At 39.3% G+C, this 12,689-nt stretch carries 8 protein-coding genes; 1 reads left to right on the top strand and 7 read right to left on the bottom strand.

Annotated elements, in window-relative coordinates; translation table 11 throughout:
- Positions 1-82: 82 nt before the first annotated feature.
- The 7 genes from B3297_RS11105 to B3297_RS11075 form a co-directional block, all read right to left on the bottom strand.
- Positions 83-2,251: a glycoside hydrolase family 97 protein gene (locus B3297_RS11105; RefSeq protein WP_254667718.1), complete on the bottom strand. Its 2,169-nt coding sequence runs from the start codon at positions 2,249-2,251 to the stop codon at positions 83-85.
- A 49-nt stretch (positions 2,252-2,300) separates the two neighbouring features.
- Positions 2,301-3,680 carry an alpha-galactosidase gene (locus tag B3297_RS11100; RefSeq protein ID WP_139145008.1) on the bottom strand — a complete coding sequence of 460 codons (1,380 nt, stop codon included), beginning with the start codon at positions 3,678-3,680 and terminating at the stop codon, positions 2,301-2,303.
- Positions 3,681-3,685: 5 nt separating this feature from the next.
- Positions 3,686-4,825 carry a SusF/SusE family outer membrane protein gene (locus B3297_RS11095; protein WP_070566766.1) on the bottom strand — a complete coding sequence of 380 codons (1,140 nt, stop codon included), beginning with the start codon at positions 4,823-4,825 and terminating at the stop codon, positions 3,686-3,688.
- A 34-nt stretch (positions 4,826-4,859) separates the two neighbouring features.
- A complete protein-coding gene (locus B3297_RS11090) occupies positions 4,860-6,569 on the bottom strand; it encodes a RagB/SusD family nutrient uptake outer membrane protein (RefSeq protein ID WP_070566764.1) in 1,710 nt (569 codons plus the stop codon).
- Between the two features lie 20 nt (positions 6,570-6,589).
- Positions 6,590-9,532, bottom strand: coding sequence for a SusC/RagA family TonB-linked outer membrane protein (locus tag B3297_RS11085; protein ID WP_070566761.1), 2,943 nt, complete (start codon positions 9,530-9,532; stop codon positions 6,590-6,592).
- Between the two features lie 391 nt (positions 9,533-9,923).
- The gene (locus tag B3297_RS11080) at positions 9,924-11,600 is read right to left on the bottom strand and encodes a DUF6377 domain-containing protein (protein ID WP_070566759.1); all 1,677 of its coding nucleotides are present in this window, start codon (positions 11,598-11,600) and stop codon (positions 9,924-9,926) included.
- A 232-nt stretch (positions 11,601-11,832) separates the two neighbouring features.
- Positions 11,833-12,072 (bottom strand): DUF1569 domain-containing protein, encoded by a 240-nt coding sequence (locus tag B3297_RS11075; RefSeq protein ID WP_070566757.1) that lies wholly within the window; start codon positions 12,070-12,072, stop codon positions 11,833-11,835.
- A 218-nt stretch (positions 12,073-12,290) separates the two neighbouring features.
- Here B3297_RS11075 and B3297_RS11070 point away from each other — a divergent pair, with 218 nt between their 5' ends.
- Complete coding sequence (locus B3297_RS11070; protein WP_070566755.1) at positions 12,291-12,575, top strand: right-handed parallel beta-helix repeat-containing protein; 285 nt, start codon at positions 12,291-12,293, stop codon at positions 12,573-12,575.
- Positions 12,576-12,689: the final 114 nt, after the last annotated feature.

Genomic DNA, 12,689 nt, shown 5'->3' with positions numbered 1-12,689 from the left:
AATTATAGAAATGGATAAGACATTTAGGGATTCATTTCCGTTTGGATCCGAAAAATCCTCCCTATGATCTCATCAATTGCCTTTATTTTTTGATTGGGACAATCGAAACAGCATAACCACCGCCTGCGGCACAATGTTGAACGATCGTGTCCTTTTTCGTTACTCTTGTAGTTTTTATTGTATACGCTTGTGGTTTTGTCTTATAGTTTGCGTCTGACGCATCAGCATAAATAGTTGCCAAATAGGTCTTTCCTTCATCCAGAAAATCAAATTTTATCTTCGATGTTCTGCTGGAATTTCCATTTACACTTCCTAAAAACCATTTTTCTGTATTTTTTTCTTTACGGGCAACGGTAATATATTGACCAGGTTCAGCCTCTAAATATTTACTGTCATCCCAATCCAGCCCGACATCTTTAATAAATTGAAAAGCATCTGGAAAACGATCATAATTTTCCGGAAAATCTGCTGCCATCTGCAAAGGGCTATACATCGTTACATATAGCGCCAATTGGTTGGCCAACGTACTATTCACATGGGCGCCATTGGCGAGGTTCATTTCAAAAATACCGGGGGTATAATCCATTGGACCGCCAATAAGTCTTGTGAAAGGCAAGATAGTTACATGATTGGGCTTTATGCCACCAAATGCATGGTATTCTGTACCTCTAGCAGATTCATTGCCTATCAAATTTGGCCAGGTACGTGCTACACCCGTCGGACGTACAGCTTCGTGCTGATTAACCATAATTTGGTAGGAAGCTGCTTTTTCTACAGCATACTGAAAATGGTTATTTGTCCATTGGCTATAGTGGTGTTCACCCAATGGAAGAATATTTCCTACATACCCACTTTTTACAGCATCATAACCCAATTGGTTCATCAGCCTATAGGCTGTATCGATATGTCGCTCATAGTTGCGGATAGATCCGGATGTCTCATGATGCATAATCAGTTTCACACCTTTGGCGTGTGCATAATCGTTTAATCCTTTGAGATCAAAATCAGGATAAGGCGTGACAAAATCAAAGACATAATCTTTATCATTGCCAAACCAATCTTCCCATCCGATATTCCATCCTTCAACCAAAACACCCTCAAAACCATGCTTCGCAGCAAAATCTATATACTTTTTAACGTTTGCTGTTGTCGCGCCATGGGTACCATTTGGTTTTGCCATACTGAAATCTGTTATTCCCAACTGGACAGACGGAAATTCATTTGTATAGGACCAACTACTCTTACCGGAAATCATTTCCCACCACACGCCTACATATTTTGTAGGCTTTATCCAGGAAGTATTTTGTATTTTGCTTGGCTCATTCAAATTATAGGTCATCTTAGACGCCAATATATCTCTTGCATCATCACTTACGATAATTGTTCTCCAAGGTGAGGTAGCGGGTGCTTGCATTTTACCCTTATCGCCATGTGAATCTGGCGTAAGCCAAGATTCAAAAACAAAATTTTTGTCATCCAAATTGAGGTGCATCGTCGAGTAATTCAGACAGCTTGCTTCATGTAAATTGATGTAAACACCTTCATTGGTTTTTAGCATCAACGAGGTCTGTACCCCCGTTGGCGAGAAGGAGGTTTGAGAGACGTTGCCGCCTTCGTAAGCGCTTCCCATCAAACCCCTTATTTCAGATAGTTTAGATGTGGTATAATTATATTCCTGGGTGTCATAATCGCCAGGAATCCAATAAGCGGTATGGTCACCAGTCATGGCAAACTGGCTACGTTCCTCTTTAATAGTGAAGTAATTTAGGTTTTTCTGCAGTGGAAATTCATACCGAAAACCGAGACCATCATCAAATAAACGAAAACGGATAATAATTTGGCGCTCTGTTTGTTTTTGGTTTAATGTGACAGCGAGTTCATTATAATGGTTTCTTACATTTTTAGTTTCTCCCCATACCGGTTGCCATGTTTCATCGAAAGTGCTGGTCTTTGAATCGGAGATTTCAAAATTGCTATAAAGCGAGCTCTTCTTTTTTATCTGGGTTTCACCATCCGTTTGTCCCTTTAAGTTTAATTCTTCATCCGGTTTGAGCTTGAGTTCCAATCCCAGATTGCTGGTCTTGATTACCACGTTGTTTTTAAACTTTAATTCGTAGGTTGGCGTACCTTCTTTTGTCAATCCAAAGGCCAGTTCAAATCTTCCATTGGGCGATTTTATCTGTTGCCCCCGTGCTACGATCCCGTTACAGCAAAAGACGACAAATAAAAGAAAAATTGATTTTTTCATCATTTCTATTTTAGCATATATATTAAAATTCAGTATTGTTATGAGCTTTGGATTACTTCGTTAATCGCAAAACTGTTACACCATGTGGTGGAATATTCTCAAGATAGGAACTCATTGTCCCCAGGTCTTCATGTTTCCATAAATCCCTTACCCGCCAATGGCTGCCAGATAAATCTGTAAAATTCAATCCTCTGGTTTGATAGTTACTCTCTCTATTAAAAAGGGCTATGACCCAATCACCATTGGTCAACTGACCTTTCCAGATCTGGCTTTTTGGATCTTTCGGATCGTTGGTTAAGGGTTTTCCGACAAATCCATCTTCTCTTAAAGCAAGTAGTTCCCTATTTTGGTAAAGCCAAAGATTTTTACCGATGGAATTATAACGGTCTCCAATTGTGACAGCGCCGCCAGAAATAAAGCAGGCTGAGATGACACTCTTCTTTTCATGATCATTGGAAAAAGTATTAATCCGAAGAAAATCAGCATCCAGTATCATCTTTCCTCTGCCTGAAATGTTAGACCAATAGGTCAGACCATCCATGCCATTTGCATATTGTGACCATCCAACACGTTTGATTCCACGTTCATTGTCGCTCCATCGCCACCATTTGCCATCTCCAACATCGTCGTTGACGCGGATCATGTGTCCGTATTTTTGCTCTACCTGCGCATCATTATAGAGATGTGGCATCACCAGACTTAAGAAAATTCCATTTTTATCGCAGGCTTCACGCATCCACCGAAGAGCTTTCTCGTAGTACGCCGCCGGACGTACTGGACCTACTGTCCCCATATTCCTATCTTTTCCATCTTCAAACCAGGAAAGAAAATCTACGCGTAGATAGCGCACACCCATATCCGCATAGTATTGAATATATCCTTTGACATATTCTTCGGCTCCCGGTTTGTCAACTTGTACCCACTTAAACCAGGTGGCCTGTTCATCTTCTTTCATGATGCTGGAAAGGGGAATATTCGTTCCTTTAATTTTTACACCAGCATCAGCAGCCAATTTGATTACCCATAGGGGGTTGTTGTATATTCCCAAAGTCATCCCTCTACCTTTCAGGTTATCGGACCACCAGGCGTAGTCGTGCTTCCATTTGGACGAGTGGGTTGTACGATAACCATCGGCGTTGTATTTAAAGTCGTCGCCCCAGCCGTCGATACAGACCATCTTGTAACCTAAAGATTTTAGGTTGTTGTCAATCCAGTTGATATTCTTTTCCCATTCATCTTCAGGAATATAACCATCCGTTTCGAAGTTATATTCGTAAGGGCTCCAATATAGTGGGCCGACGAACGGATTTTGCAAACTGTCTGGATGAATTATCTTTGTGGTTATATCATTTGAAGGAGTTTTTGAACATGCTGTCATAAACAGCATGTTCAAAAATACAAGTGGTGTAGCGAGTTGATGAAATCGTCTCATATGGCCTAATTTTTGACAATTGAAATTGTTTCGTAAAGCTGGTTGAAGGTAATTTTATACGTTCCAGCTTCGGTAATTTTCCATTTGTTGTCGATTTTACCCTCAGCGATAATTATTGCATCTTTTCCTGTTGTTCCTTCTCCATTGGTTGGTGGCATGAAGAAATCTCCGTCCCAGCTTCCGGTTGCGGTTGGGATCTTAAATTCGCCCACTTTTAATGAGCCTGTATAAGTAAACTCATAAGGGTTTCCTGCTGTAGGCACCATTGGTGTTGGATTATCTATTGTCCAGCCAGAAGGCACAGCGTCCCCTACGAGCCATATCTGCTTGTACGGGGTAAAAGGTTTGATCGTTATAAATGGGGTTGCACTGATATTAAGCAGAATCTTGTAAGCGCCAGCAGTTGCGATGTTCCATTTATAATCAGGGTTTCCACCCGGAACCAGCTGAACACCAGTTTCGGAAAGTTTTGGATGGTTTGCTAAAGGCATAAAGAAATCTGTCCCCCAATTTCCTGTCGCTACAGGGATTTTAAAGTCACCAGCATTCAATACTTCATTAAACTTAAACTGAAAGGCGTTGGTCGGATCTTTCTTCATTGCATTTGGGTTTTCAATATTCCAGCCATTTGGCGTAGCATCGCCCACCACCCATAGGGATGCATACGCCGCACCGACCGGACCAGGAACAACCTGTATGCTGATTGTTTTCGATGTAGTTGACAGCGTTTTTGACGGAATTAGTCCGAGCACCGTAATATCCAGTTTGGACTCTATATTGACCGTCATCTTCAATTTTTCAACTAGTATAGCGTTCAATTCACCCTGGGTAAACCGTTTGCTTATCGCTCCAGAGGCGACTGCTACACTATCCCGTTGCTCACCGTTAGCCAGGATTATTTTATAAGAGATCATTGAGTTTGAAAATGCCGGCCACGAAACCGTAAGCGCATCCTCAGACGGCTTACTCGGATTAATGACCACTTTATCAGCAGATGCTGTAATATCCGTAATTTCGAATGGCAGTGGAGTAGGTGCATCCAGTTCTTTCGAACAGGACTGCACCATTATTAAACATACGCCCCATAGCAGGATATTTCCAAGTTGCTTTGAAGCCGACAATCTTATATTCCAATTAAATTTCATAACTTTCAAAAGGTTTTATACTTACTAAAACTGATTAGTATCCGGGATTCTGTTGCAATGACGGAGTTAGTGTGAAAACACTCTGTCCAATAGGATAAATTTTAGTATGATCACTATTATCAGGTTCTTTATCCCACCATTTTCCAGAATTGAATTTACCCCAACGAATTAAATCGGTTCGGCGTCTTCCTTCGACCAGGAACTCACGACCCCATTCATCGATCATTTCCTGATCGCTCAATTGCTGTCCCGACTCCAGGTACAGGCTGTTTGAGCCAGTTGGATAGTTACGCTTACGCACCGCATTCAACAATTTTGCGGCGGATCCTTTATCGCCGGTTCTATATTTACATTCAGCTAGTGAATAATAAATTTCAGCAAGTCTAATCTCTGCAAATGCCGAAGAAATGGTATTTGGATCCTTAGAAGGATATATCGGATATTTCGCAACCCATAAGCCAGAGTTGTCATCTGCATGGTTCATATTGGATTCTTTATCTGCGATCTTTGTTCCCGGAGGGGTATCTTTAAACCATCCCACCTGATCACGGGCAAAGATGGTATATCCTCGGTTGCTTTTGACCAATTTTGTCGGATCGCTATAATAGGGGAGGTAACCGAACAAAAACATACCTTCTCTTTTACTATTGCCAAGATTTTTATATTTCTTTAATCGAAGATCATCTGGATAGCGCTGAAATTTGATAAAGGGCTTACCGAGGGCAAAATTATACTCGACACTGTCCACATCCCGTCCTGGCTGAAGGGCATAGCGGGTATTCATATTTCCGAAATCGGTAAAGCCGAAGAAATTTTGAGCCTGATGCGGTGCCATCCACCAATACATATCCGAACTATAATGCCAGTGTGTGCGGGCCAAAGTTGCAGGGAATCCGTAGATAACTTCACTTGAATTTGCGTTATCGTAATCAAAAGGTTTTGACCATATCGTTTCCAATTGGTAATTGCCATATTTTCCGTCTATGATATCCTGACATACCGCAGCACATTCAGCATATTTGCTTTGACCCGTATAAACTTCAGCATTCAGATAAAGTCTGGCCAATAAGGCTGCGGCTCCGCCTTTTGTCCATCTACCAATACCCGTTGTGCCGAGATCCTGACGGAGTGGCAATCCGGGAATAGCATCTTTCAGCTCTTTTTCAATAAAGGCGAAGGTTTCAGCAGGTGTCGCTTGCGGCGGAGTTGCAGTTTCACCCTTTACTTTTGTTACCAGTGGAATATTCCGGTATAAATCAAAAGCCCGTAGGTTGAACCAGGCCCGGAGTGTCTTCAGCTCAGCCACAAAGTCGGCCTTTTCCGCTTCAGTGATCTGAACTTTTTGGATATCCACCTTTTCGATATCCTCAAGCGAGTTTGTAGCTAAACTGATACCCTGAAAAAGAGCTTTCCACATATCACTGGTATAATCATCCTGAACTGTCCAGGTATGGTAATGAGCCCGTTGGTATTTGCCTCCATCAAACCAGTCGCCATCCCTATTTGGGGTCATCAATTGGTCGGCAGGGAGTTCCTGCGCGTAAAATAGACCACCACCCTGAATCGACCAAAAGGCATGTTCAAACGGTCTCAAAAAATCACGGATCACATCTTCTCTTTTCTGTAAGAAATTGTCAGAAGTAATTTTATCATATAAGGTTTCGTCAAGCTTGGTACAGCTTGCGCTTCCCAAAATTAGGGTGCTAATGGAAAGGGGAATTATATAACGTAATGAAAATTTCATCTCTTTGTTGTGTTTAATCGTTAGAATTTAACCTGTAAGCCTGCTAGGAATTGTGCCGTCGATGGATAGTAAGACAAGGAAGTATTTATACCGGGTGTCAGTCCATTAACGGATATTGCTTCAGGATCACCTGTTGTAAACTTGGTGAAAGTATATAGATTGCGTGCTACGGCATACACCCGGATCGAACTGATTTGCTTGACAGGAGGTTTGATATTATAACCAATCGTAATATTGTCGATTTTTACAAAATCACCTTTCTCCAAGAAGTAATCCGAAAGAGTAGAATAGGTCTCTGCATTGGTCAACGCAGCATATTTGCCATTTCCATAAGCCGATTTGAGCACGTTCGCACCAGATTGCGTAACTGGGGTTCCCAAATAAAAAGCGGTCGTGTTAAAGAGGTCGTATTTAAATGAACCTCGTAAAAATACCGAAAGATCGAAGTTTTTGTAGGTAAAGTTCTGTCCCAAACTGGCGGTAAACAATGGTAATCCATTGCCTACAAAACGTTTATCTTCTTCCTTTGCTGTGTTTCCGGGTATAATATTGTTGTCCTTATCATACACCATCAAACGTCCAGTGGCGTCGATACCGGCAGATTCGTACATATAGAAACTGCCGATTCTCCGTCCTTCTTCCAAACGTTGAGCTGGTCCGGGAGACCCCGGCGAAGGCATATAGGACATGAATTGAAAGTTTTGCCCCTTATAAATGTCATTTGAAAAGGAAACGAATTTATTGCTATTTGATGCTCCAGCGAAACTTACCGAATATGAAAAATCTTTCTGGGTGAGGATTTTAGCATTCAATTGCACTTCCAGGCCCGAATTTTTCATAGTACCTACATTGGCAAAGGTTGTTGTTAACACGAATGGTGGAACCGGAACGTTATAGGAGCCTAGTAGATCTTTGTTGGTACGTACATAATAATTGATACTACCACTTATTTTTCGTTGGAAAAGATCAAAATCGACGCCGAAATTTAAGTTCTGTGCTTTTTCCCAACGAAGGTCATAGTTGGTATTCTGACTGGGACCCCAAACTTGGTACGATGCCCCGTTAAATGCAAAATAACCATAACCTTGATAAGTATCTAACGAAAGGTAACTGCCAAAGTCCTGATTACCCGTCTCACCGTAATCTGCTCGAAGTTTCAGGTCATTGATCCAAGAAGCTTTCGGAAAGAAATCCTCTTCCATAATTCGCCAGCCTAAGGAGAGCGCGGGGAAATAACCCCATTTGTTCAGTCTTCCAAATTTAGAAGAGCCTTCATAGCGCAAACTTGCCGATGCATAATATTTATTTGCCAAATCATAATTTACTCTTCCAAAAAAAGCGATCAGTTTCGCATCATTTTTATATGAACCAACCGATCTGAATGTGTAATCACCCGGCTGTGGATTGGTAGGAATAGGGACGTCATATTGACCTGAGCCCAGATTGTTATACGTCAGTACATCGGATGGGAAATTTTGGTTACCCGCATTCATTCCTGAATACAGAAAATAATTATATGCATATCCTCCTAATACGTTAATATTATGTCTTCCGAAACTTTGTTTGTAGTTTCCTGTCCATTCAAATACATACTGGTCACTTTTTTTATAATTTCTTCCTGCTGAATTTCTACCACTATTTCCATTAATCGCGCCTGTATTGTAGGACGGTGTAAAATTGAAATCAAAAAAATCAGAAGATTGTTGTGCCAACGTTACCTGTGTAGACAAGTTTTCCAAAATGTTAAGTTTAAAAGCTGCATTCCAGTCCAGGTACTTGCCCTCGGTTCCATCCAATACCGTGCGAAGTTCTTCAACAGGATTATAAGCACCAGAAAAACCCGTATTGATATAATTGAATAAGTTTGGATTTTTTGCATCCATCACCGGCAATGTCGGATTTAGTGTCAAACTTTGATTGAATGCATTATAACTGGCATTATTTGCTTTAAGGAACCTGGGCGCAATGGTTACAGTGGCTGTATACAGGTTATTGGCCGAGGTATGGGACAGATTCAACCGCGCCCCGTATTCTTTCTTGTCTGAACGTAAGTCCAATCCATGAGCATTGCGCAGGTCAAATGAGACGATATAATTGGTTTGTCTGTTTCCACCAGCTAACTGAAGCGTATTTTTTTGATTAAAGGCGAATTTGCGCGATACTTCGTTAAACCAATTGGTATTTCCTCCAAAATCCGTTCCTCGGTTGTGTTTTAAAAAATCTTCGGCACTGAGAACCTGGATACGGTTATTCGGTAAGTCAAAACTCGCATATCCATCATAAAATGCGTAAGGCTCAGATGTGCCTTTTTTTGTTGTGATAATAATTACGCCATTGCTCCCACGTGTTCCATAGATAGCAGAAGCTGCACCTCCTTTGAGTATATCGATTGATTCAATATCGTTTTGATTTAAGTTGTCAACATTTCCCCCAGGAACACCATTAACCACATAAAGCGGTCCAAGTCCGGCGTTGCGGGAAGACACACCACGTAGTTGCAGACTGGGAGAGGAATTCGGATCTGACTGGCCAGTGTTTACTACACTGAGTCCCGCTACCTTGCCAGCAAGAGCATTAAGTACGCCATTTCCACCAAATACGTTGAGATCCTTACCGTTTAGATGTGTAATGGCGCTGGTTACTTCTTTTTTATCTAGGGTTCCGTAGCCAACTACTACAACGTCCGCTAATCTTTCTTCATTTGTTTCAAGCGTTAGATTATAGACAGTGGCGTTATCAATATTCTTTTCCAATTTTTTATAGCCTAGAAAACTTATCTGTAATTTATCCCCGACATTTACTGCGGATAGTGAAAATCTTCCTTCGTCATCTGTTTTAGTAGCTTTTGGTTTTCCGGATACGGTAATAGAAACACCGGCCATTGGTTTACCTGTCACATCAAGAATTTTCCCTTGAATGTTTTTTTCTTGAGCTTGTACCCATGTCATTATCAGTATCCACATAAACACAGTTAATAGATACTTTAAAGACGAGCACTGTCTTAAATAGATTACCCTCATAAATTGGTTGTTTAAAATTTTTAAATTATCCCTTTTTTGCTGCTTAGGTATTTTCTAAAACAGCCATTGGTTACAGTTCCAAATCTAGAGAAACCAAATCCCAGGAAAAAGATCGTAAACGCAAAATATAAGTCTGGTGAATGTTTAAGTATTTGATTATTAGCTGTTATATCTATATTTTTCTTTAGAAAAATATAGATATAACAGCAGTAAATTAGGTAGGGAATTAACATTTAGCGTACCGAATAATCTAAATTTAACACGCAGTACGATATGTAATACAGCGAATCAGAGCTGTATAGATGGGTATTTAAACGTATCGGGTGTCTTGTTTCTAAATACTTTTAATCGTTCCGATCTGCATGATGTTTTTATCAAATTCATCCTTATCTATGATAGCTTTGCTTTTAATTTTTGCCCGATAAGTATAAATTGTGTTTAAGGAACAATGGAGAAATCCAGCAATTTTGGATGAATCATTTACACCGAGTCTGATTAGGGCGAAGATGCGCAATTCGGTATTCAAGAGCTCATTCGTTTTAAGCATTATCTTTCCATCTTCGGTCAGCAACGAGTTTATATCGTCTACAAAACTGGGAAAGAGATGAAGAAAAATATGATCAAAGGTATTAAACAGTTCCTTTTTTTCTTTGTCTATTCTCTCGTTAGATTTAACCAAGTTAAGGAGCTCCGAGATTTTGTCTCCCATGATCATTTTCTTTATTAAGGTCTGAAATTTCTCCAATTTCGTGATGTACATTGAACAGATATCAAGAAAATGTCCGATGTATACCTCTTTGATGTGATTGGATTCATACAACAAATTGTTCGTTTTGGACAATTTGTTGTTTACAATTTTATACTCTTCATTTTTAGTTTGTAATTCGTCATTTAGTTTATTGAGATCCTGATTTGCTTTAAATAATTCGAGCCTGAACCTACTCACTTTTCTCATCTGTTTATAAACATATATTATCGCTAGTATCAATAATATGGAAAGGACGGAAGCAACAATTAAAAACGTAAACAATTGCTCCTTTTTTTGTTTTTGATGTTCCTGATAAGAGGTATCAATAATTGGGAAAATTTGAGAAACTTCATAGGTCCTAAATTTAGCATTGCAGAAGATTGCGTCTTCAAGCGATGATTTTATACACATATAGGATTCATCGATGTAACCTTGTTGGTGCAGTAAAAATGCTAACGCTTGCATGGAAGTATTTTCTTTTATCGCATTTTTAATATCGCAAGCTGCGGATATAATCAGCAGTTCGCACTGTTTGCCTACATTGCCTTCCTTTCGGTATATTTCTGAAAGTGAGAATGCAAGCATTGCTTTTTCATGGCTATCTTCCTTTATTGTCGCGAATATTGAATTCAAGATTACTTTAGCCTCTTTTATTTTGTTCAGGTCGATCAGTTTTTCTGCATATACCATTTTGTAGTGATTCGAAGATTCATCAAGCAGCGTTAATAAAGAATCACGATAATTACGGCTAATTGCTAAATAATTTTTTTGGTTATAATTATGGTATGCATAAAACTTGAAAAAGTTCTTTTGAGCATCCAGATATTTTATTTTTAGGTGATTGTTTAATTTTTGGATGGGTATTCTATCCAAAATATCTTTAGAATCAATGTACATACCTGCGACCAGATAATGTAGAGAAAGGTCTAATTCAGTTTCTAGTATCCAATTTGGACTCTGGAGTTTATTTGCCAGTTCCAAATTTTTCTTAGCATAATAAATAGCGGAATCAGATTTATAGGATGCGTATGAGCTACTCAGCTGTTTTTGTAATTCAAATTTTAGATTCAGATTTTCGGTGCTATTGTCCAGCTTTTTTTTTATCAGGGAAAGATAAAGCTCTTTTTGCTCAACAAAAGTATCTTTATTTTGAATGAGATTAGTAAGATTGAGAATTGAGGAGTCTTTTAAAGCAATCGCTTTAGTTTTGGAAATTGTGGCTATAAAAAATAAAATCAGATATAAAAATACAGGTTTTCCCATTTATATTAGTAGAATACTATTCAAATTAAAGAAATTGAGCAGATCAAATATAAATAAATAACTTGAGTTTGTTCAATGGCGCTTTTTTTATAATAGATCATATCCGAGATTAAACACAATCCTGCGTGTTGAAACATTACACCAATAATGACCTATTCCATTTTCAGATACCTGCCCTCGAACGAACCCGTTATAACGTCTGACACATGTAGCGGTTCCGTGGCTTTTTGGGTTACGCTCCAAACTGCTTTAAATGGTGGTTGCAATGTTTGTATATGAACTGACCTAATTGGGCTCTGGACATTCTACCAAAGAACCAATGTACAAATGTAGCTTTTTCAAATGTTTCATATTGCTCGATTAATAATTGCGTTACTGTCATTTTTCCCCAAAGAGCATCGCTGTCCTCGTGTAATAAATTAATTCTTTCGATGACCGCTTCTCTTATGTTTTTCTCAAATATTGATTTCATATTAGGAACATTTATCTATTCTATCTGGATTTTGATCATTTGCAGTCTTACAAATCTAACAGATTTGTTCTTCGATCGACTTTGCATAGGATAAGAAATAGAATTGCATATCTATCGCATTACATCTCGTTGATAGTCTGATAGACAGGATAATTTTTTGAACAAGATATTTTGAAAGTGGATTTTTAGCCCTGGATCAAACTGCCGGAAATGTTGTTTTGGGTGTTGGGAAAACGGGCATCTCGTTATATACGGTCGACAACTGTTCCGTAGAGGGAAATATTATTGAGGGGAATGATTCCAATGAGGTCGGTATCGATATTCAATCTTCTTCGGTACGCAGATCATCAGATATCAATGTGAGCGGAAACCAGATCAAAAGCGGATTTAAAAACGGTATCAACACTTTTAAATCGACAGGAACAGGATTTGACAGGATAGCTATCACAGACAATCGGTTGAAAACTGTGGTGCAGCATATCCAGTTAAAAGGTAAATTTTGAGCTACTTTAATTTCGTGCTTAATTTATTTTTGCAAAGTATACATCTCCGAATATCGCAATAACAAACATGAGCAAATAAAAAATGTGAAGTCTGGATATACTTGAACAAGCTGA

The sequence above is a fragment of the Sphingobacterium sp. UBA3519 genome (genome assembly GCF_002377215.1).
Lineage (GTDB): Bacteria > Bacteroidota > Bacteroidia > Sphingobacteriales > Sphingobacteriaceae > Sphingobacterium > Sphingobacterium multivorum.
This window is presented reverse-complemented; position numbering and strand designations above follow the sequence as displayed.